This window comes from Shewanella mytili, assembly GCF_046765975.1.
Taxonomy (GTDB): Bacteria; Pseudomonadota; Gammaproteobacteria; order Enterobacterales; family Shewanellaceae; genus Shewanella; species Shewanella mytili.
Window position 1 is genome coordinate 44564 of record NZ_JBKOUD010000002.1, and the last position, 20374, is coordinate 64937.

Sequence of the window (20374 nt, forward strand, 5' to 3'; positions counted from 1 at the left end):
GTGATGGAAAGCGTGTTGCTGGGATTATTGCTGTTGTTGCCGCTGCTGCTGTGGTGGCGCGCCGCATCCTGCAAAGGCGGGGAGCGGCGCGGCTTATGGCTGGTGGTGCTGATAAGCGGCACCACCGCATTGGCATACAGCCAGTTGGGGGCTTTTGGCCAATGGCAACATGCCTATGTGGATCAGCAGATTGATTTGCAATTGGCTGGGCGCATTACCGAAGCCCGGCGCCAGCTGAAACAGGCACCCGACGACCAAACGCTGATGGCCGAGTTGGTGGCGCTGTATGCCAAGGGCGGTTTGTATCCGGAGGCAGTGGCGTTGCAGCAGCAACTCATTGACCTTACCGGTGCCCAGCCCTGGCAGTTGGCCCAACTGGCCGAGCTGCAGTATTACCGGGATCAACGCCATCTCAGCGACAGCACCCGTCAGCTGTTACATCAGGTTTTCAGGCAGGAACCGGCACAGCTTCAGGCGCGGTTGCTGCTGGCCAACGTATTGTTCCAACGCCAGCAATATGCCGCCGCCATTGCACAGTGGCAGTGGCTGTTGGCCCAACCCCAGGCGGAGGGCTACCAGCAACCGCTGCAAAATGCCATCCGCAATGCCAACGCCTTACTGGCCCCATCGGCAACATCGCCACTGGGGTCACAAACAGACACCTTAATGGAAGGATAAACACTCATGATGAAATGGTTACTTTTAGCGTCCGCACTGCTGCTGGGTTGCAGCCCGGCCGAATCACAAAACAACAACATGCCTGAAGCCGTACAAGTGCATGACCGCTGCCATTTGTGCGGCATGGTGATCCACAAGCATCCCGGCCCCAAAGGCGAACTGCTGATGAGCGACGGCATGGTGCCAAAATTCTGCGCCACCCGTGACATGTTCAGCTTTGCCCTGCAGCCGGAAAACCAGCGGCGCATCAAGGCCATGTATGTGCATGATGCCGGCCGCACCGACTGGGAACATCCAGAAGACAGCGCGTTCATGGATGCCACCAAGGCCTGGTATGTGTACGGCTCGCGCCGCAAGGGCGCCATGGGCCCGTCACTGGCACCGTTTTCCAGCCGCGAAGCTGCCGAGGCTTTTGCCGCATCTTGGGGTGGCCGGGTATTGGCCTATGAAGATGTCACGTTGAGTTTGCTGGAGGGGGCACATTAAGGTGTGCTTGCTGATGAAAAGGCTCACCCTTGGCTTATTGCTGTGGTGCCTTGCTCCCTTGCTCTGGGCCGCCAACTGGCAGGCTCAGCCCGGGCAGGCATTGCAGCCCTTGCTGGATAATGCCGCCAGCGGCGACACCATCGTGTTGCCCGCCGGTGATTATCCGGGGCCGCTGACGGTATCCAAACCGCTGCAGTTGCAGGGGCAAGCCGGCGCCACGCTGGTGGGAAACGGCAGTGGCAGTGCCTTGTTCATCAGCGCGGCGGATACTCGGGTGGCCGGCCTGACCATCCGCAACTGGGGCGATGACGTGTTCAGCCTGGATGCCGGCGTGCAACTGCTGCCCGGCGCCCATCGGGCGCAACTGCGCCATCTCACCCTGCAAGGGCCGGGTTATGGCATTTATGCCGAGCAGCTGCAGGCACCGGTCATTGAAGATTGCACCATCAGCGGCGACCCCCAGTTGTATGTGCTGGATCGGGGCGACGGCATTGCCATGCGTTATGTGACCGACCCCCAGGTGCACCGCAACCACATGCAAAATGTGCGGGACGGGATTTATCTGGAAGACGTGAACGGCAGTCGCCTTAGCCATAACGAATTTCAACAGCTGCAATACGGCATCCATTACATGTATACCCACGATGACGTGGCGTGGCACAACCATGCGCAGTCGGTAACGGGCGGTTACGCCCTGATGAGTTCAAAAGACATCACCCTGACCGACAACCAGGTACGCGATGCGGTGGATTTCGGCATATTGCTGAACGTCACCACCAACAGCGTGGTGCAGCGCAATCTGGCCACACAAGTGCATAATCCCCGCGCCCGGCCGCAAGATGGCACCGAGGGCAAGGCCCTGTTCATTTACGACGCGCGGGACAACCACATACGGGCCAACCGCTTTGCCGTGAGTGATATCGGCATCAGCGTGGCCATGGGCGCCGAAGGCAACCATTTTTACGGTAACAGCATGATCCACAACCACACCCAGGTGCGTTATATCGGCACCCGTGCGCTGGAGTGGAGCCATCAGGGACGGGGCAATTACTGGAGCAGCTATCAGGGCTGGGACTTGAACGGCGACGGGGTGGGTGACCATCCCTATCAGCCCAACGATGCACTGGATCGCCTGCTTTGGCTGTACCCGTCTGCCCAGCAACTGCTCGACAGCCCGGTGGTGCAGTTGTTGCGCTGGCTGAGCGCCACTCTGGCACTGCAAAAAGATGTGGGCATTACCGATTCCCATCCGCTGCTCGGTGCAGTGCCCATCGGGGATGACACGCAAAATGCCCCGGCTGACGCTCAGCGGAACAACGCCGTGCAGGCCCACATCGCCACACAGCTACAGGAGGTAACCGATGCTGACCATTAATGCCGGGCAACTTGGCATCAGTCTGGGGGGACACCCCCGTTTGCAACAGGTGAGTTTTCAGCTGCATGAAGGTGAGTTGCTGGCGTTGCTGGGCCACAACGGTGCCGGTAAATCCACCCTGATAAAACTGCTGCTTGGGTTGTACCAGCCTGACAAAGGCACCCTGGAAGTGCTGGGGGACAAGCCCGGGCGACAGCCGTTAAGCGTGGGTTACCTGCCTGAAAACGTCAGCTTTTATCCGCAAATGCAGGTGGCTGAGTTGCTACAGTATTTTGCCAGCCTTAAAGGTGTCAGCGCTGGTCGGGTCAAACAATTGCTCAGCGAGTTTGGTCTGGCCCATTGCGCCCGCCAGCCACTGCAAGTGTGCTCCAAAGGCGAGCGCCAGCGTTTGGGGCTGGCCCAAGCTTTGCTGAGCCGTCCTCAACTGTTATTGCTGGATGAACCCACCGTGGGGCTGGACCCTCTGGCCTCCGCCTTCATGTATGAGGCATTGGAGGCGTTGCGCTCCCAGGGGTGCAGCATTGTGGTGTGCACTCACGAGCTGGCGCTGGTGGAGCCGGTGCTTGATCAGGTGCTGTTGTTGTCTCAAGGCCGCATTGCCGCCAGTGGCACCCTGGCACAACTGCAGCAACAGGCCGATTTGCCCTGGCGCATCAAACTGCCCGCCAACGGCGCCCAGTGGTGGCAGGATTCGGTGTTGCAACCCTGGCTGCAACAGCAAACCCTGCAGTTTCCGCCATCATTGCTGCCCCAGTTAAGCCAGCGCCTGATGCAGCATTGGCATTGTGTGGACTATCAATTGCAGCCGCCGGATTTGGCGCAACTGTTTCGTTACTTTCTGGCCGGCCGCTCCGGCCCCGCAGCATTGAAAGAGGCAGTATGAACCCCATTATTTACACCATAGCCCGGCGGGAGCTGCTGGAGTCCCGTCGCAGCCGCTGGTTGTGGCTATCATCCTTGCTGTTTGCCCTGCTCACCTTGGCGGTAACCTTTGGCAGCAGCGCCGTGGCCGGGCAATTGCAACTGCCGCCGTTGGCGCAACTGCTCAACTCGCTGGTGAGCCTCAGTTGCTTCTTGTTACCGCTGATTGCCCTGCTGCTGGCCGCCGATGCTTTTGTCAGTGAGGCTGAGTCAGGCACCATGCTGCTGATGCTGACCTATCCCATCAGCAAATCCCAGTGGTTGCTGGGCAAGTTGCTGGGGCAGGGCACGGCGCTGCTGCTGGCCTGCCTTGCCGGTTACGGGGTGTTGTGGCTGTTGCCCTTGTGGTCATCGGCCATCAGCTGGCAGGCTTTGTGGCAGCCGTGGTTGCTGTTGCTGGGCAGTGGCTGGTTGCTGGCACTTATTTGCCTGCTGGTGGGCTATGGCATCAGCCTTAAAGTACGCAGCCGTAACCAGGCACTGGCCTGGGTGTTGCTGCTGTGGTTGCTGTTGGTGCTGCTGTATGATCTGGTATTGCTGATTTTGGCCGTGGCCACCGACAGCCACATGGCGCCGGAGGTGTTGCAATGGCTGCAGCTGCTTAATCCCGCCAGCGCCTTTCGCCTGCTCAATCAGCACAGTAGTCAGGTGCCGGCATTTTTACTGTACCTGCAACCCTGGCTATGGCTGGCCTTGCTGTGGTTCATCGTGCAGCGCCAGTTCCGGCTACGGCAACTGTGATCGGTTTAACGCTACGATGTTTATCCATGTTATCCAAAGGGTTATTTGCGCAAAGCATCACATTATCCGGGCCTGGCGACCGCTAGTATCAGCAGTTGGATTTTGGCTTCGGGGAACCGGATCCAGTCAAATCATCAAGGAGTTATGATGGCGCAGCTTACTCCCTATTTGGCGCTCGACAGCAAGGCTCAGCAGTTAGTAGATCAACGAGATGGCTCGGTGACTTCGCTCTCCTATTCAGAAGCGCAGATCCTCAATTGCCTGTTGGAAAAACCCGAATCCATCTTCAGTAAAGAAGATTTGCTGGCCGTGGGCTGGCCTGATCGGGTGGTGGCCCTGACCTCGCTGACCCAATGCATCAGCACCCTGCGCAAAAAACTGGAACCCTACCCGGAAATCCAGCTCAAAACCGTGGCTCGCCGGGGTTACGAGCTGACCATCTCTGAAAACTCCAGCGTGCACCTGTTGGCCATCAACGATGGCCGGGCCATTCGCAAAGCCTTGGTGGGGGTCTCCCTGCCGGTGAAAATCTTCGGCATCACCCTGTTGGTACTGGCGCTGAGCTTATGGTGGTATTTCAGTGATGCCCACACCATGTTAAAGCAGGTGCATCACTGGCAAGCCGACAAACAGATTTTGCTCAATGTTGGCGGTGCCCATGCCGTGGCGCCTTTGTATTATCTCGATGGCGTGGACTCGCTGCACCCATCCATGTGGCAAAAACATCTGGCTCCGGAAGGCAACCGCATTGAGGGCATGGAGCATTTCGGCGCCTTTGCCTCCACCGATGGCCATAACTATTCGTTTGCCATCTGCCCGGGGGCAGACACTGGCGACTGTGCCGGTGAAGGCATTATCAACATCACCGCCATGAAGCCGGAACCTGCCGGCTTGAACATGCAGCAGTTCATTCCGCTGAGCAAGCAGATGGAGCAGCGCATCCGTTATAACCGCATCATCCTGCCGCCCGCCGGTAGCGATGGCGAAGTGACCGAGCACAACTATCATGCCGACATCTACTTCCCGGTGGCCGGCGAGCTGCTGGTGCGCACCGATTTGAACATGTCGCTGGTGTATGAAAGCGAAGATCGCGGCCAGTTTTATTTTTCGGCCTGCCTGACGGATCAGGACTGCATTACCACGCCCATTAAATACCGCTTGCGCGGGCATTTTCGCCGCTATCACCGGGACATTTCCGGGCACCATGCCGATGTTTTCCAGGTTCACATCACCCAAAAAGAGCTGATAAAACCTGAAAACGTCAGCCATTCCGCCATGGATTTTTACCGGGAAATCCGCAAACACGACATTCGTGACGAGGAGCTGTTTTTCTATCGCATTCATCAGGATCGCAAAACCGCCGTGTGGCTGGTGCCGCTGATGGGCAACATCGTCGCTTGGACCAATTACAGCCAGGTCAGTCTCTGAGATTGTTGGGCGCACCCCGCTGCCGGAAACAAATACACCTTGTGTGCGCAGTTCATTGCGGGTTCTGGCCTGACCGTGTGCAGGGAACTCAATGGTGCGCGTATTCAATCACCGCTGGTTCAATTGGGTCGTCGACGGGGTTTTTCATATTGGGGACGCGCCCATGATCTTGCAGGCCCTGGATACGTTGCCGAGCTTCTCAGCCAAATTCAGCAAACCTGCTTTGTGTTTAATGATGGGATTGTTAATATGCAGCATGAGAGTTACCTCTTTTGTTTTGATTGAAGCTTCAACACCTTTATCAAACCGGGTAACGCTCACCTTTTCAAGTAGATGTGTCAGATCTAGTCGCGACTAACAAATCGTCTTTGTGTTGTAACTCATCAAACAATATTTAAATGTAAACCTGCCGAATTATCACTCACACATTTATAAAGTGGTTATTATTTAATCAGTTTTCGGATATAAAATTAACAATCATTTTGATGTATTTACATAAATTGTAAATTATGTCGATATTTGTTGACATGTTTTTCTATTAAAGTAAAACGTATCTTGATAAGATTAATTTTGATTTGACAAATCAATTTATAAAAATGGAATTTTAGTCATTATGAAGAAAATTGCTATATCATTTCTTTTTATTCCTTTCTTTTCATTAGCATCTAATATTGATGTTTATTCTTGTAATACATGTAATTATCAGCAAGCCGTAAAAGTTGCAGAACAACATTTCCAAGCACCATCTTGCCATTGGGAGAAGCCAGGTTATCAGGAAGAATTTGGTGGTGGTGGTTATGTTTGTAAAAGTGCAAAGAAGGAATTAATTGTTGCCAACCCTGATACTAAGATCGCTTATAAATTCCAAGTAACAACTAGCGCAGAATTTGATTTCACAACAACAGTCAAAGAGCTTTCTCTATCATCTAAAGAACAATCGCTGTTAGATAGTTTTTATTCTATAGATAAAGATATTAAAAGTGCTTTAAAATCAATATCTAATACAGAATATAATCAATCATCTGTACTTTGGGTATCTGCATCTAGTGATATCTGTAAAAACTCTCCAATTTCATATTTTCAAGATCCCAGAACAGTCCATAAAGATTTTAGTAATAAGTTAACAGCGAAGATGAGATCAAGTTCTTGGCATGACTTTATCACTGATACAGAATTTACTGGCGGCGGTTTAACAATTGAAAAAGGTGGAATTGGTGCCAAATTTTCATTTCAACATAATGAAATGAAAAATTACATAAGCAAAATTTACGGTAATAGTCTAGATAATATTCTTGTTTTTGAAGTTAACTATGCTGGTGAAATAAATTTCGATGGAAAGAGGCAGATTAACTTTAATTACTCACTACAGAGAGGTGCATCATTTATTGATGGTATTGAAGTAGATATGCTTTTTGGAACCGGTAGCCAAATTGATACAACCAAGACTTTGCTTTCAAACTGTGTTTTAGACTATATTAAGAAAAAAGGAACCATAGAAAGCGGTAGCTCAAGTGGTGGTGGTATGGGTGGTAATGACTCTGGCTCTAATAATGGTGGTGGCATGTGCTTAAACAAATATAATGTCACAACTTGTTCAACAGTTAACGGTGACACTCACTGCACAAATGCATCGTTCATTGTTCCTTGTTAGAAAACAGCATTATATAGTGTCAAAAAGTCACCTGACGTTGTTGATCAAATAATTTGTACTAGCTCAGACCTGATCTGAACGTTATCCGATTTTTGGGTGCTGTTGTCAGATTAGAGCTGGGCTAAATGCTTTTCTGCCCAAATCTGTTTTCCATCAATTAATGTTGCCATCGGTGTACGGCCGCAGGCTATACGAGTCAGTTGGAGTTTGAGGTAACAGCATATTAGGCTTCACGCCCTAATACTCCCCTACTAGCTTCTATCTCATATAGATTTGCTCGGTAATCCTCCCAGAAACATTGCACCATTCGCCTAAGGATTTGGGGTTTTGCCATGTCCCCCATAGCCGCACGCATGTACTGGCGATACCATTCTGTGCCAGACTATGGCATCCAGGAAAATCCACAGTGTTCAGCATGGCTGAAACGTTGTATCAAGGCCCTTGGTTGCGGTCACCGAAGGGCCTTGGCCGTTTATAGCAAGGGTTTAAGAAAACGTGCGGTATGGGAGGTGGCGTGCTGCGCCACTTGTTCCGGTGTGCCGGCCACCAGAATGGTACCGCCGCCGGAGCCGCCTTCTGGCCCCAGATCCACAATCCAGTCTGCGGTTTTAATCACATCCAGATTATGCTCAATCACCACAATGGTATTGCCTTGGGCCTTGAGCCGGTGCAGTACGTTGAGCAGCATCTGGATGTCGGCAAAATGCAGCCCGGTGGTGGGTTCATCCAGAATGTACAGGGTTTGGCCCGTATCCCGTTTTGACAGTTCCTTGGCCAGTTTTACCCGCTGGGCCTCGCCGCCGGAAAGCGTGGTGGCGCTTTGCCCCAGCTGCACGTAAGACAAGCCCACATCCATCAGGGTTTGCAGTTTTCGGGCAATGGCGGGCACTGCATCAAAGAAACCGCAGGCTTCTTCCACGGTCATGTTCAGCACTTCGTGAATGTTTTTTCCCTTGTATCTGACCTCCAGGGTTTCCCGGTTGTAGCGCTTGCCATTGCAGGCATCGCAGGGCACATACACATCCGGCAGAAAGTGCATCTCCACTTTTATCAGGCCATCGCCCTGACAGGCTTCGCAGCGCCCACCCTTGACGTTAAACGAGAAACGTCCGGGTTTGTAACCCCGGGTGCGGGCTTCCTGGGTAGCGGCAAACAGCTCGCGGATGGGGGTGAAAATTCCGGTATAGGTGGCCGGATTGGAGCGAGGGGTTCGGCCGATGGGGCTTTGGTCAATGGCCACCACTTTATCGCACAGTTCCATGCCTTCCACCCGTTCGTAGGGGGCCGGTTCGTTAACCGTGGCACCATTTAGCATTTTGTGGGCGATACGGAAAAAGGTGTCGTTAATGAGGGTGGATTTACCGGAGCCGGAAACCCCGGTAATGCAGGTAAGCAACCCCACGGGAATGGCCAAGTCCACCTGTTTGAGGTTGTTGCCGCTGGCGCCGAACAATCGGATCATTTTGTCAGGATTGCACGGGGTGCGCGGGCCGGGAACGGTAATCTGCTGCTTGCCTGACAAGTACTGTCCGGTAAGTGACTGCTCACATTTTGTGATGTCATCAAGCTCGCCGGCACAGATGACCTCCCCGCCATGCACTCCGGCGCCAGGGCCGATATCCACAATGTAATCGGCGCTGCGAATGGCATCTTCATCGTGTTCCACCACAATCACGGTGTTGCCCAAATCCCGCAGGTGGGTAAGGGTGCTCAGCAGGCGCTCGTTGTCGCGCTGGTGCAGCCCGATGGAGGGTTCATCAAGCACGTACATCACCCCCACAAGGCCGGCGCCAATCTGGCTGGCCAGACGGATACGCTGGGCTTCACCGCCAGACAGGGTGTCGGCGGAGCGTGACAGGGTCAGGTAATTCAGTCCCACATTCACCAGAAAGCCCAGCCTGTCCTGGATCTCTTTCAGCACTTTTTCCGCAATCTGGGCTTTTTGTCCGTCAAATTGCAGTTCGGCAAAATAGCGGCTGGCATGGCCGATGGACCAGTTGGTGAGCTGGGGCAGGGTCACGTCACCAATGAACACGTGACGGGCTTCTTCCCGTAGCCGCGAGCCGCCGCAGCTTTTACAGGGGCAGGTGTTGATGTATTTTGCCAGCTCTTCCCGCACGGCATTGGATTCGGTTTCCCGGTAGCGCCGATCCATATTGTTGAGGATGCCCTCAAACGGATGGTTGCGGATCACCACATCGCCCCGATCGTTGATATAGCGAAAGGCGATGTTTTCTTCACCGGAGCCGTACAGCACGATTTGGCGGATGTTTTCCGGCAAGTGTGCAAAGGGGGTTTCGACCTGAAAACCGTAGTGCTCCGCCAAAGAGGTGAGCATCTGGAAATAGTAAAAATTGCGCCGATCCCAGCCGCGGATGGCTCCGCCTGCCAGTGACAGTTCATCGTTGCTTATCACCCGCTCCGGATCAAAATACTGCTGTACGCCCAAGCCGTCACAAGTGGGGCAGGCACCGGCCGGGTTGTTGAAGGAAAACAGTCGGGGCTCCAGCTCGCTCATGGAGTAACCGCACTGGCTACAGGCAAAGTTGGCCGAAAAAAGCAGTGGGCTGGCGTCGGTGTTGTCCATGCTGACCACGGTGGCAATGCCGCCAGACAGTTCCAGCGCGGTTTCAAAGGATTCCGCCAGCCGTTGTTGCAAATCGTCGCGCACCTTGAAGCGGTCCACCACCACCTCGATGGTGTGCTTGACTTGCAGCTCCAGCGCTGGCGGATCGGACAGATCGCATACTTCGCCGTCAATCCGGGCACGGATATACCCTTGGGCTGCCAGGTTTTGCAGCAGTTTTACATGTTCACCCTTGCGCCCTTGCACCACCGGTGCCAGCAGCATCATGCGCTCGCCTTCTGGCAGCGCCAGCACCTGATCCACCATCTGGCTCACGGTTTGGGCCGCCAACGGCTCCCCGTGCAGCGGACAGCGAGGTTCCCCCACCCGGGCAAACAGCAGCCGCAGATAATCGTAAATCTCGGTGATGGTGCCCACCGTAGAACGGGGATTGTGGGAGGTGGATTTTTGTTCGATGGAAATGGCCGGGCTCAAGCCCTCAATGTGATCCACATCGGGCTTTTCCATCAGGCTCAGAAACTGCCGGGCATAGGCGGATAATGACTCCACATAACGGCGTTGCCCCTCGGCATACAGGGTGTCAAACGCTAAAGACGATTTGCCTGAACCGGATAACCCCGTGATAACAATCAATTTATCACGTGGGAGTGTGAGATTGATATTTTTCAGGTTATGAGTGCGGGCACCGCGGATTTCGATCTTATCCATCGCTGAAAACAACTGACTGCTGGCTGAGGAAAAAGACATCTAGTATTGCACAAATCCACATCAGCTCCTAGGTACAAAATCAGCGCGAAGAGAAAATGGGCAGGGGTCATGACGATGCCCTAAGGGTTGATAACCATGATGCCATGGGGGTTTTTCCCTTTTCCTTCAGGTGTGGCAAACGGGGCCATCAAGGTGGCTACTGCCCGGGTTTTGACACACATGAACGCAATTTAATTAAAATAATTTTAATTCATTACATGTAGTTATGTTTTTTTAGCAATTGTGTTCCCGCTAGCGGGGATTTCCCTTTGGGTGAAAAAAAAGCTTCGTGTTAAACTTCATCCACTTAAATAAAACTGAACTCAGGGCAAAAACAACATGGCCAATGCTGGACTTTCCGGAACTGAGAAAAGAGTCGCCTTCTCCTTAGCCGGCGTGTTTGGATTGCGCATGCTGGGCTTATTCATGATCATGCCGGTGTTTGCGCTTTACGGGCAGCATCTGCAGGGGTTTTCACCATTGTGGGTGGGCATTGCCATTGGTGCCTACGGCTTGACCCAAGCCTTGCTGCAAATCCCCATGGGAATTTTGTCTGACAAAATCGGCCGCAAACCGGTGATTATTGGCGGTTTGGTGCTGTTTGCCATCGGCAGTGTGGTGGCGGCCATGGCGGATACCATTTATGGCGTTGTGGCCGGGCGGGCACTGCAGGGCATGGGCGCCATTGCGGCGGCGGTGTTGGCACTGGCAGCGGATTTAACCCGTGACGAACAACGCACCAAGGTGATGGCCATTATCGGCATGTGCATTGGCGCATCATTTGCCGCAGCCCTGTTACTGGGGCCGGTGGTGGCGCAGCATTTGGGGTTAAGTGGCCTGTTTGCCCTTACTGCGGTGCTGGCAGTGGTGGGCATGGTGATCATGCAGTTGCTGGTGCCAAATCCCATCCATCATGCCCCAGCGGGCGATACGTTGGCGCAAACCGGCAAGTTGTGGCAAATGCTGAAAGACCCGCAACTGTTCCGGCTGGATGCGGGAATTTTTTTGCTGCATCTGGTGCTGACGGCGGTTTTTGTGGCGCTGCCGCTGGATTTGGTGGATGCCGGTTTGGCAAAAGAGCAGCACTGGTTGCTGTATTTCCCGGCATTTGTCGGTTCATTCATCCTGATGGTGCCGATGATCATCATTGGGGTAAAACGGCAGAATACCAAACAGATGTTCCAGATAGCGCTGGTTATCATGACATTGGCGCTGGCATTGATGGCATTACTGCCCCACAGCTTGGCGGCCCTGAGCATCGCCATCATCGGTTTCTTCACCGGATTCAACTATCTGGAAGCCTCATTGCCGAGCCTTATTTCCAAATTCTGTCCCATGGGCGCCAAGGGCTCTGCCATGGGGGTTTACTCCACCAGCCAGTTCTTGGGGGCATTTTGCGGTGGCTTATTGGGCGGTGGTGCCTATCAGTTGCTGGGTTCTGCCGGGGTATTCACGGTGGCGGTGGGGCTGATGCTACTGTGGCTGGCACTGACACTGGGCATGAAAAACCCCAAATTACTCAAGAGTTATACCCTGGAAGCCACCGTGGCAGGCCGGGAGCAGGCGCAGCAAATGGCCGCGAGATTATCCCAGTTGGAAGGGGTGGCAGAAGCCATTGTGGTGCTGGAAGAAAAGGTCGCTTATCTCAAAGTCAATGATCAATTCGATTTAACGGCAGCGCGAGCTGTGCTAGGCTCTGCCAATTAAGCTGAACACAAAATATTTAGAATCGCAGGAGAGTTTCATGGCCAGTCGTGGTGTTAACAAGGTAATTCTGGTGGGCAATCTGGGGCAGGACCCAGAAGTGCGCTATATGCCGAATGGCAATGCGGTTGCCAATATCACTGTGGCCACCAGTGACACCTGGAAGGATCAACAGGGGCAGCAACAGGAACGTACCGAATGGCACCGGGTCGTCATCTTCGGCAAGCTGGCCGAAATTGCTGGTGAATATCTGCGCAAAGGCTCACAAGTTTATCTGGAAGGCCGTTTGCAAACCCGCAAATGGAAAGATCAGAGCGGGATGGACCGTTACACCACAGAAGTGGTGATTGATATGCAAGGCAGCATGCAGATGCTGGGTGGCCGCTCGCAAAATCAGGGTGGGGCACAGCAGCAGGGCGGTAACATGGGTGGTGGTTATGGTGCGCCGCAAGGTGGCAACAAGTACGGTGCGCAGCAGTCGCAACCGCAATATGCACCGCAACAACAGGCTCAGCAGCAACCGCAGCAAGCCCAATACAGCGCCCCACAGCAACAGGCTCCGGCTTATCAGCAGCAACCCCAGCAATCAAGCGGTGGTTATGCTCCCAAGGCGCCGTCACAGCCTCAGCAGCAAAAAAACCAGCAATCACAGCAACAGCCACAACAGCAGAATTACACCCCGGATCTGGATGATGGCTGGGATGACGATATTCCGTTCTAACACCTGTATTTTTTAAACGTGTTCACTTGAACGCTTTTAAAGGTAAAAAACCCAGCAAACATGCTGGGTTTTTTATTGTTATCGCCCTAGTCCTGAAGATGTTATCAATCCGTGATTGGTAGGGGAGTGTTAGCCATTCCTTTGGCAACTCCGGGAGGTAGTGATAACAGCGGGTATAAAAGACCCGAACATGCCCTGATGATGGTAACGGGGTATGCAACACAGCGTTATGGCCGTTTGGGGCCAGGTCATTCCGCCCAGTTGGGGATTGAACTGAGAAAATCCCCAATCCAGTGGGCCACGTTATCCTCGTTGATGTCCTGAGCGATTTCTTTAAACAGCATGGCGACTTCCCTTGCCATGAAATGGATGATGTCTTTTTCCTGGCAACACTTGCAAGGCGTGAAGATATTGAGTTTTATCAGCAGCATGCCTCTTTCCAGCGAGTGCATTTTTAATTTTGCCCCCATCAATTCGTCTTTGTTGATGGTTATTTGGTGGCGTTCCAGCACCCGTTCAATAAAATTAAAATGCAAAAAATAGGCGTCTTCTAATTCAATCCGTTTTTCACCGTCGAGATTTTCCCAAAAAGGGGCATTGTGCAATAAAAAATGTACGCCTATCTCTTTTTTACGGCGTAATGGTTTCATTACGCAAAGTGCATAATAAGCCGTGATTTTTTCAAGTACATTGAAATTTTCAACATCATTAATGGAAACGCTAATATTGTAAAGCCCGACAAAAAGGTCGGTAAGTACCGCAGCCATTACGCCTTCGCGATTATTAAATTCTGCGTAGAGTTGTTGTTTGGGAACGCCAATTGCTTTAGAAAGTGATAATATGCTAATGCCGCCTGGGCCATGCTTGGAAATTTCAACCTTGGCTTGCTTAATAAAATCTTCTTTCATAATTTCCCCGATTTTTTAATTTTATATTTTTCTAAATAATTGCCATTAATCGTTTTTAATGTTGGCTAATTTTTATATATAAACTTCAGTTGCTAGAGACCATGTTGCGCTAAAGGGATAAAGGCTTCAAACCGCATGGGATGAAACTTTGACAATGTTCATTATTGATAAAAAAACAAGAAGCAAATCACAAAAAATAAAAATTATTAATAATTTATGAGTAATATTTAGTGAGGCAAGGCAAAAACTTCAGGATTTTTGAGAAGCAGATCAATGTAAGCCGGACAGGTTTCAAAATTAACAATCTTCTAATACCAGTTTTTCATTTCGCCACAGTATATCTTTTCGTTAACTCAGCAGCTGACTAAATCGAATACTAACTAACGAGTTATAACAACATCGTTTTGATAATGGCTGTAATAAACAGCCAACTAAGGAGATGGATGTATGATTACAAAGACAACTTCCAAAATTGCATTAATGACAGCAATTTATTTAGGGTCTTGTTCAGCGATGGCAGCAGGTTTCCCGCCTGCGCCTGCCGTGGGAAATTTGGGCGCTGCACTGGTTAACCCCTATGGCGCTTCTCCGCTCACCGCATTGATTGATTTAAATAGCAAACATCCCAAAAACGTGAAAGTTATTGTACATGGTAAAGGCAAGCACGGGGTTGATATTAATTATACCGTTGGGCAAAAAACCATGAATACCCATGATGGTATTCCGGTATTTGGCCTGTATGCCGATTACGATAACAATGTGACGCTGGAATATTCCCTTGATGGTAAAAAAATCAAGGAAGATTACAAGATTAAAACCGGTAGCATCACCAACAAATACGTGGACAACCGTAGCCTGACCGTGATGCAGGAAGCCAAGGTAGTGAAAGTTGCCAAGGGGTTTGAAGATCGCCTGTACCTGATTAACTCCGGCACTTACAACCATCAGGGGTCTGATTTGCATTGGTCTGGTCAGAAACCCAAGGGCGCGGGGATTTTCGAGTCCACCCCAGCCATGGGCGCCATGCCGTTTGAAATGGCACCTATGAACTACATTATTGATACGCAAGGGGAAGTCCGTTGGTGGTTGGATCAGGATACCGTATATAACGGCTTTGACATCAACCCTAACATGCGTGGTTATTTCATGGGGATCCATGATACCGGCAACGGCGATTACACCTTTGTGTCCGGCCAGCGTTACGGTACGTTCAACCTGTTGGGTCAGATTGACGCCAAGCGTCTGCCCCGTGGCTACCAGGATGCATCTCATGAAAACAACGTGATGCCCAATGGCCATTACCTGGTGCGTGCTGCCAAGAGCAATTTCAAAAACCGTCAGGGCGATATGGTGCGCACCGTGCGCGACCAAATTCTGGAACTGGACAAAGACGGCAATCTGGTGGATGTCTGGAACCTGGCAGAAATTCTGGATCCCTACAGAGATGCGTTGCTCAAAGCGCTGGACATGGGTGCCGTATGCCTGAACGTGGACATGGACCACGTGGGCCAGAAAGCCGGTGAAATGGAAATCAACGCGCCTTATGGCGACGTGCCGGGCATTGGTGCCGGCCGTAACTGGGCTCATGTCAACTCCATTGATTACGACGCCAAAGACGACGCCATTGTGGTATCGCTGCGCCATCAGGGGGTGTTTAAGATTAACCGCGACAAGAGCGTGAAATGGATTTTGACCCCACGGGCGGGCTGGAAAGGCGACTTTGCCAAAAAGCTACTGCAACCTGTTGATAAAAAAGGTAATAAAATCAAATGTACCGACGGCGGCGTATGTGATGGCGACTTTGACTTCACCTATACCCAGCACACTGCCTGGTTGAACCATGACAAAAACCGCCTGACCGTGTTTGATAACGGTGATGGCCGCGGATATGACCAGCCAGCCCTGCAAGACATGAAGTACTCCCGTTTTGTGGAATACAAGATTGATGAGAAAAACATGACTGTGCAGCAAACCTGGGAATACGGTAAAGAGCTTGGGTATGACTGGTATTCATCCATCACTTCCAACGTGGAATACATGAAAGATCATAACACCATGTTTGGTTTTAACGGTGCGATTCATCTGACTACGCCCAATCAACCAACCATCGGCAAGGTGAGTGAAGTTGACTACGATACCAAAGAAGTCAAAGTGGAAATTGATGTATTTACTGACAAACCCAATACCCCTCACTATCGCTCAGTGATTATTAATCCAACCAGCCAGTTCGGCCAATAATTGTAAATGCTGAATGGGAGTAATGTATGTTACTCCCGTTCAAGGAGCAGATAATGAATACCTTAGCCAAATTACTATCAGTTTCCGTTATTGGTTTATGCAGCAGTACAGCGATGGCGCAAACCACGGTGTCGTTAGGTTATTTAATCCATGACCAGGAATCTTTGGATAATAACCTCAATCAGTTTGACCGCAGTACCGTGTCTCTGGCACATGTTAATGCCGGTGATTGGGGGCGCATTGTTACTGTGGGTGTGGTTGACAATATAGAAAAGTCTTCAGGTTATAGTGGCCCTGCCAATCATGGCGAAGACTGGCAAACTTATAAACTGTTATTCAAAGGTGATATTAAAACAGGCATTGATAATCTTAACTACATGGTGGTGGATTCTGCCTATTACAATGTTAATGGCTACGAGAATAATATGGCATTTGGTTTGTCATATGATCTTAACGCCTGGAATGCCAAATGGCACTTTGCTGCCGGATATATGTATTCAAGCGGTTCAAATGCATGGGGTACGGATTTTCAGGGGAAATGGGGCGGTTATTACACCCGGATTCAATTTAATAAACCCGTTACGGATAAGATAGCGGTATCAGCAATTTATACCGGCATGTTGGATCGTTCACAAGAACATGCCGACATTATGTATGGCGGCGTTGGTGAAATGAATGGCGATAAAAATGGTTATTCTGCCAAATTAACGCTTTCTTATGCCTTTACCAAAAAATTAAAAGGCGGTGCTTCTTTATTACATAACAGTGCTTGGTATGGATATAAAGACGAAGCCAACATTTTTGAATTGAGCGCAAGTTATTCCTTCTGATTTATTTGAGTTCTCGGTTTTTAAATATCGACTAATTATTATTAATATAGGGTGACTATGATGAAAAAATTATTTTCTGCAGCACTTGTTTCTGCAATGTTATCTTTTGGCGCCAGCGCAGCTGAGACAATTAATATCGACACACCAGCACTGAAAGACACCGTACAAAAGGTTTACAGTGTTTACTGCCCGTTTTGCTACAAATATGAAAAAGCCGTGACGCCGAACCTGGTCAAACATTTGCCTGCGGGAGCCAAATTCCAGGCAATCTGTCTGGAAAGCAAAGGGGAACTGGGTATTGAAGCCTGCCAGGTACTGGCGGCATTGAGCCAAATCGGTGAAAAACAGTACAAGAGTGCCAAGCTGGCCATGTACAGCGCCGTGCATGATAAAAAACTGCCTTCCGTGAAAGGCCCCGGTGCCAAACAGGGCGCTTTGCGTGACATTGGCCTGAGCGCCGCCGGGGTTTCGCTGGACGCGTTCAAAACCGCACTGAGCACGCCGGCTGCCCAGGACAAGCTGGCCTATGACCGCACCATTGCCAAAACCATTGCGCTGGTAAAAGGCATTCCGGCCATTGTGATTAACGGTAACAAACTGGTGGACACCTCAACCGTGAAATCACTGAAAGACCTTGATGAAACCATTGCCAAAACCCTGAATAAGTAAGGAGTCATCAATGTCCAGCATTATTCAGTTTATCAAGGATTTATTTACAAATCCTTCGAAGGTCCATGAGCAAAGGGCCCCTTGGTACGTGATGGCAGGGGTGGCATTGTCAGCCCTTATCACTGCCGGTTTGTATTTCCAGATGTGGTTGGCGGCAGAGCCCTGCGAGCAATGCGTGTATATCCGTGAAGCCCAGTTCTTCATCCTGCTTGGCGGCATTGCCATTTTAATCAATCCCAAAGTGATTGGCTTGAAAGTGGTGGGTTTGGCCAGCGCCTGGACCGGGGTGTTTTATGGTCTGGTGTGTTCGGTAAAACTCTCCGGCATTGAAAAAGCCATGCACCTGTTGCAGTCAGATAATGATCAGGACTTGTTCTCCAGCGGTGCCGGTGCCAATGCCTGCTCGTTGGAACCTCACTTCCTGACCGGTTTGCCGCTGGATGTGTGGTGGCCAACCGAATTCAAGCCGGGTGGCATTTGCGGTGAGTTCCAATGGGAGCTGTTCGGGTTGGGCATGGCGGATTACTGCATCATCATCTTTGCCGCATTTGGCATCTGCTTGCTGCCGCTGACATACGCGTTCATTAAAAAGCTGGTCACCAAGCAGTAAGAGTGCATGTGCCGATAATCGTTTCATAGTAGTAGGTTAAAGTATCTCCCACATACTTTCTCAATCCTGTCATCTCCCGCAAGCGGGGGGTGACAGTTTTTTGTCTGCGTCATCCAGTATGGCCAGCCGTTACCGTCAGGGCCCGGTTGCAACCCTGTCAAGGTTCGGTCACTATTGCTGGTGACAACCCGATACCATCAGCCCTTGACGGGGCATGGTTATGCCGGGTGGTGTTGGTAATTTCCCTGACTAAGACAATCCTATCCTATGACCATTGAACACGCGTTATTACAGCTGTGTGGCGCCTACCAAAACGCAGAGCAACAGGCATTGCAACAAGCATTGAACCTGTCGCTCATGGAGTTTCAGGTATTGGCGCTGGTGGGCAGTGGTTACGGAATGACGGCGGATTCCCTCGCCCGGCAACTGCCTTGCCCGGCAGAAAGCCTCAAGGCACTTGTGGCGGACATGCAGCGGGTGCAGTGGCTGCAAACATTGCCCCATCCCCAGCAGCGTCAGCGGGTATTGCTGCAGCTTGGCCCCAAGGGCGGCGCAGTATTGCAGCAGGCTGAAGCGGTGTTGCAGCGGGTGAGGCAACAGATGGCGCAGCAACTGACTCAAGGTTTCAGCAATGCCCAGCAGCAAAAATTGGCCGCTGTCTTGCAGCTATTGTGTGCCAATCTGCCGCAAGACAACGGCTGATGCCGCAACCGTGTTTGAGATAATCTCCTCTGGTGATTAACGGGTCACCATCTGGCTGATGCGTGCCGCCCTTGCTTGCGGTGTATCATCATCCTTTGGCGGAACCTGCATGCCACGCTGCACGGCCGGGCGCTGGGCAATTTGTGCCAGCCAGCGCTGCAGATGGGGCAAGCCCTCAATGCTGATGCCGCTCCACTCATGACCATTGACCCAGGGCCAGCAGGCAATATCGGCAATGGTGTAACTGTCGCCAGCCAGATAGGCGTGATGGGATAACTGCTGGTTGAGCACCTCCAGCAGGCGCCGCCCCTCGTTTTGATAGCGCTCGATTGCCTCGGGAATTTTGCTGGGGAAATAACGATAAAACACGTTGGCCTGCCCCATCATGGGCCCCAATCCCCCCATTTGAAACATCAGCCACTGGATTGCCCGCGAGCGGGCTTTTGGCTCAGCGGGTAGCAATTTGCCGGTTTGCTCTGCCAGATACAACAAAATGGCACCGGACTCAAACACGGCAAAGTCGTCGTTGTTGCCGTCCACAATGGCAGGAATGCGACCATTGGGGTTGATGTGCAAAAACGCGGGCTGTTTTTGTTCCTTGGCGGCCAAATCCAGCGCATGTACCCGGTAGGGGAGCTCCAGCTCCTCCAGTGCAATGGAGATTTTATGGCCGTTTGGCGTGGCGGCTGTATACAACTCAATCATATCTGCTCCTGTGTTTATGCGGAAAATCCGTCATGTTGCTGCAGTTCCTGTAACCAGGCGCTGATATTGGGGTAGTGGCCGATAACCGGCAGTTGCAGGGCATTTTCACACACCTTGATAAACACGAATGCGCTGATGTCGGCAATGGTTAGGTCGCTGCCTGCCACGTAGCGGTGTTTGGCAAGTTGTTGCTCCAGAACGGGTAAAAATGCGGCCACCCGTTTTTTGCTCTCCTCCCCCCAAAGTTCAATGCAGGTTTCCCGGTCGCGATACACGCCAGAAAGATTCCGAAATGCCTGAAATGCCGGCATCAGCCCTTGCAGTTCCACCATGCGTTGCCACATTTCCACCTGGGCCATCTCCAGTGGGCTGCGGCCGAACAGGTACAGTTGGTTCGGGGTGATGGCGTCAACATAGCGGCAAATCGCCACGCTTTCGCACAGGTGGGTATCGTCATCAATTTCCAGCAGTGGCACTTTCAAATTGGCGCTAATGTTGCGGTAATGGCTGCTGAGGTTTTCACCGCTGCGAACATCCACCGTAACCCGCTCTGGCTCCACGCCGAGCAGTTTCAGAAAAATATTCACCCGGCGACAGCTGGGCGTAGTGGCCATTTCGTACAGTTTCATGGGGTGCATCCTTTTTCAGAACGATCGTTTAGTTTATACTTTAG

General features: G+C 51.6%; 18 protein-coding genes and 1 pseudogene. 14 read left to right on the top strand and 5 right to left on the bottom strand.

From position 1 onward, the window contains the following. Positions 1-3: 3 nt before the first annotated feature. The 6 genes from ACIDEJ_RS02950 to ACIDEJ_RS02975 all read left to right on the top strand — a co-directional run bounded on the left by ACIDEJ_RS02950 (position 4) and on the right by ACIDEJ_RS02975 (position 5629). Positions 4-678 carry a tetratricopeptide repeat protein gene (locus ACIDEJ_RS02950; protein ID WP_411986608.1) on the top strand — a complete coding sequence of 225 codons (675 nt, stop codon included), beginning with the start codon at positions 4-6 and terminating at the stop codon, positions 676-678. A 6-nt stretch (positions 679-684) separates the two neighbouring features. Beyond that, a complete protein-coding gene (locus ACIDEJ_RS02955) occupies positions 685-1164 on the top strand; it encodes a nitrous oxide reductase accessory protein NosL (RefSeq protein WP_411986609.1) in 480 nt (159 codons plus the stop codon). Positions 1165-1177: 13 nt separating this feature from the next. Continuing rightward, positions 1178-2539 carry a nitrous oxide reductase family maturation protein NosD gene (gene nosD / locus ACIDEJ_RS02960; RefSeq protein ID WP_411986610.1) on the top strand — a complete coding sequence of 454 codons (1362 nt, stop codon included), beginning with the start codon at positions 1178-1180 and terminating at the stop codon, positions 2537-2539. Further along, positions 2526-3422, top strand: a complete 897-nt coding sequence (locus ACIDEJ_RS02965) for an ABC transporter ATP-binding protein (RefSeq protein WP_411986611.1) — start codon at positions 2526-2528, stop codon at positions 3420-3422. Before nosD ends, ACIDEJ_RS02965 begins: the two co-directional genes overlap by 14 nt. Next, positions 3419-4201, top strand: a complete 783-nt coding sequence (locus ACIDEJ_RS02970) for an ABC transporter permease (RefSeq protein ID WP_411986612.1) — start codon at positions 3419-3421, stop codon at positions 4199-4201. The genes ACIDEJ_RS02965 and ACIDEJ_RS02970 overlap by 4 nt, the downstream gene beginning before the upstream one ends. Before the next feature lie 147 nt (positions 4202-4348). After that, positions 4349-5629 (top strand): winged helix-turn-helix domain-containing protein, encoded by a 1281-nt coding sequence (locus ACIDEJ_RS02975; protein ID WP_411986613.1) that lies wholly within the window; start codon positions 4349-4351, stop codon positions 5627-5629. Positions 5630-5638: 9 nt separating this feature from the next. Here ACIDEJ_RS02975 and ACIDEJ_RS02980 read toward each other — a convergent pair. Then, positions 5639-5887, bottom strand: a pseudogene (locus tag ACIDEJ_RS02980) (IS481 family transposase); the annotation flags it as partial. Positions 5888-6242: 355 nt separating this feature from the next. On the opposite strand from ACIDEJ_RS02980, the gene ACIDEJ_RS02985 reads away from it, so the two are divergent. Beyond that, complete coding sequence (locus ACIDEJ_RS02985; protein WP_411986614.1) at positions 6243-7280, top strand: hypothetical protein; 1038 nt, start codon at positions 6243-6245, stop codon at positions 7278-7280. A gap of 472 nt (positions 7281-7752) precedes the next feature. Here ACIDEJ_RS02985 and uvrA read toward each other — a convergent pair whose 3' ends face one another. Next, the gene (gene uvrA, locus ACIDEJ_RS02990; RefSeq protein WP_411986615.1) at positions 7753-10575 is read right to left on the bottom strand and encodes an excinuclease ABC subunit UvrA; all 2823 of its coding nucleotides are present in this window, start codon (positions 10573-10575) and stop codon (positions 7753-7755) included. Between the two features lie 378 nt (positions 10576-10953). On the opposite strand from uvrA, the gene ACIDEJ_RS02995 reads away from it, so the two are divergent. Further along, positions 10954-12321: an MFS transporter gene (locus tag ACIDEJ_RS02995; protein WP_411986616.1), complete on the top strand. Its 1368-nt coding sequence runs from the start codon at positions 10954-10956 to the stop codon at positions 12319-12321. A 37-nt stretch (positions 12322-12358) separates the two neighbouring features. Beyond that, entirely contained in the window at positions 12359-13039 is a 681-nt protein-coding gene (gene ssb / locus ACIDEJ_RS03000) for a single-stranded DNA-binding protein (RefSeq protein WP_411986617.1), read from the top strand. A 248-nt stretch (positions 13040-13287) separates the two neighbouring features. Here the strand turns inward: ssb and ACIDEJ_RS03005 are convergent, their stop codons facing one another. After that, a complete protein-coding gene (locus tag ACIDEJ_RS03005) occupies positions 13288-13947 on the bottom strand; it encodes a hypothetical protein (RefSeq protein WP_411986618.1) in 660 nt (219 codons plus the stop codon). 513 nt (positions 13948-14460) lie between these two features. Between ACIDEJ_RS03005 and ACIDEJ_RS03010 the strand changes: the two genes are divergently transcribed. From ACIDEJ_RS03010 to ACIDEJ_RS03030, 5 genes are all read left to right on the top strand, one after another. Beyond that, positions 14461-16185, top strand: coding sequence for an aryl-sulfate sulfotransferase (locus tag ACIDEJ_RS03010; RefSeq protein WP_411986619.1), 1725 nt, complete (start codon positions 14461-14463; stop codon positions 16183-16185). Positions 16186-16238: 53 nt separating this feature from the next. Then, positions 16239-17015 (top strand): hypothetical protein, encoded by a 777-nt coding sequence (locus tag ACIDEJ_RS03015; RefSeq protein ID WP_411986620.1) that lies wholly within the window; start codon positions 16239-16241, stop codon positions 17013-17015. Between the two features lie 60 nt (positions 17016-17075). Beyond that, positions 17076-17684 carry a thioredoxin domain-containing protein gene (locus tag ACIDEJ_RS03020; protein ID WP_411986621.1) on the top strand — a complete coding sequence of 203 codons (609 nt, stop codon included), beginning with the start codon at positions 17076-17078 and terminating at the stop codon, positions 17682-17684. 10 nt (positions 17685-17694) lie between these two features. After that, the gene (locus ACIDEJ_RS03025; RefSeq protein WP_411986622.1) at positions 17695-18294 is read left to right on the top strand and encodes a disulfide bond formation protein B; all 600 of its coding nucleotides are present in this window, start codon (positions 17695-17697) and stop codon (positions 18292-18294) included. A 267-nt stretch (positions 18295-18561) separates the two neighbouring features. Continuing rightward, positions 18562-18996 (top strand): MarR family winged helix-turn-helix transcriptional regulator, encoded by a 435-nt coding sequence (locus ACIDEJ_RS03030; RefSeq protein WP_411986623.1) that lies wholly within the window; start codon positions 18562-18564, stop codon positions 18994-18996. Between the two features lie 36 nt (positions 18997-19032). Here the strand turns inward: ACIDEJ_RS03030 and ACIDEJ_RS03035 are convergent, their stop codons facing one another. Continuing rightward, entirely contained in the window at positions 19033-19701 is a 669-nt protein-coding gene (locus tag ACIDEJ_RS03035; RefSeq protein WP_411986624.1) for a glutathione S-transferase family protein, read from the bottom strand. Positions 19702-19715: 14 nt separating this feature from the next. Further along, the gene (locus tag ACIDEJ_RS03040) at positions 19716-20330 is read right to left on the bottom strand and encodes a glutathione S-transferase family protein (protein ID WP_411986625.1); all 615 of its coding nucleotides are present in this window, start codon (positions 20328-20330) and stop codon (positions 19716-19718) included. Between the last annotated feature and the right edge of the window lie 44 nt (positions 20331-20374).

Excerpts from the sequence above, each read along its gene's own strand:
- ACIDEJ_RS02950 (WP_411986608.1), top strand. The coding sequence starts at position 4 with ATGGAAAGCGTGTTGCTGGGATTATTGCTGTTGTTGCCGCTGCTGCTG.
- ACIDEJ_RS02955 (WP_411986609.1), top strand. The coding sequence starts at position 685 with ATGATGAAATGGTTACTTTTAGCGTCCGCACTGCTGCTGGGTTGCAGC.
- nosD (WP_411986610.1), top strand. The coding sequence starts at position 1,178 with ATGAAAAGGCTCACCCTTGGCTTATTGCTGTGGTGCCTTGCTCCCTTG.
- ACIDEJ_RS02965 (WP_411986611.1), top strand. The coding sequence starts at position 2,526 with ATGCTGACCATTAATGCCGGGCAACTTGGCATCAGTCTGGGGGGACAC.
- ACIDEJ_RS02970 (WP_411986612.1), top strand. The coding sequence starts at position 3,419 with ATGAACCCCATTATTTACACCATAGCCCGGCGGGAGCTGCTGGAGTCC.
- ACIDEJ_RS02975 (WP_411986613.1), top strand. The coding sequence starts at position 4,349 with ATGGCGCAGCTTACTCCCTATTTGGCGCTCGACAGCAAGGCTCAGCAG.
- ACIDEJ_RS02985 (WP_411986614.1), top strand. The coding sequence starts at position 6,243 with ATGAAGAAAATTGCTATATCATTTCTTTTTATTCCTTTCTTTTCATTA.
- uvrA (WP_411986615.1), bottom strand. The coding sequence starts at position 10,575 with ATGGATAAGATCGAAATCCGCGGTGCCCGCACTCATAACCTGAAAAAT.
- ACIDEJ_RS02995 (WP_411986616.1), top strand. The coding sequence starts at position 10,954 with ATGGCCAATGCTGGACTTTCCGGAACTGAGAAAAGAGTCGCCTTCTCC.
- ssb (WP_411986617.1), top strand. The coding sequence starts at position 12,359 with ATGGCCAGTCGTGGTGTTAACAAGGTAATTCTGGTGGGCAATCTGGGG.
- ACIDEJ_RS03005 (WP_411986618.1), bottom strand. The coding sequence starts at position 13,947 with ATGAAAGAAGATTTTATTAAGCAAGCCAAGGTTGAAATTTCCAAGCAT.
- ACIDEJ_RS03010 (WP_411986619.1), top strand. The coding sequence starts at position 14,461 with ATGGCAGCAGGTTTCCCGCCTGCGCCTGCCGTGGGAAATTTGGGCGCT.
- ACIDEJ_RS03015 (WP_411986620.1), top strand. The coding sequence starts at position 16,239 with ATGAATACCTTAGCCAAATTACTATCAGTTTCCGTTATTGGTTTATGC.
- ACIDEJ_RS03020 (WP_411986621.1), top strand. The coding sequence starts at position 17,076 with ATGAAAAAATTATTTTCTGCAGCACTTGTTTCTGCAATGTTATCTTTT.
- ACIDEJ_RS03025 (WP_411986622.1), top strand. The coding sequence starts at position 17,695 with ATGTCCAGCATTATTCAGTTTATCAAGGATTTATTTACAAATCCTTCG.
- ACIDEJ_RS03030 (WP_411986623.1), top strand. The coding sequence starts at position 18,562 with ATGACCATTGAACACGCGTTATTACAGCTGTGTGGCGCCTACCAAAAC.
- ACIDEJ_RS03035 (WP_411986624.1), bottom strand. The coding sequence starts at position 19,701 with ATGATTGAGTTGTATACAGCCGCCACGCCAAACGGCCATAAAATCTCC.
- ACIDEJ_RS03040 (WP_411986625.1), bottom strand. The coding sequence starts at position 20,330 with ATGAAACTGTACGAAATGGCCACTACGCCCAGCTGTCGCCGGGTGAAT.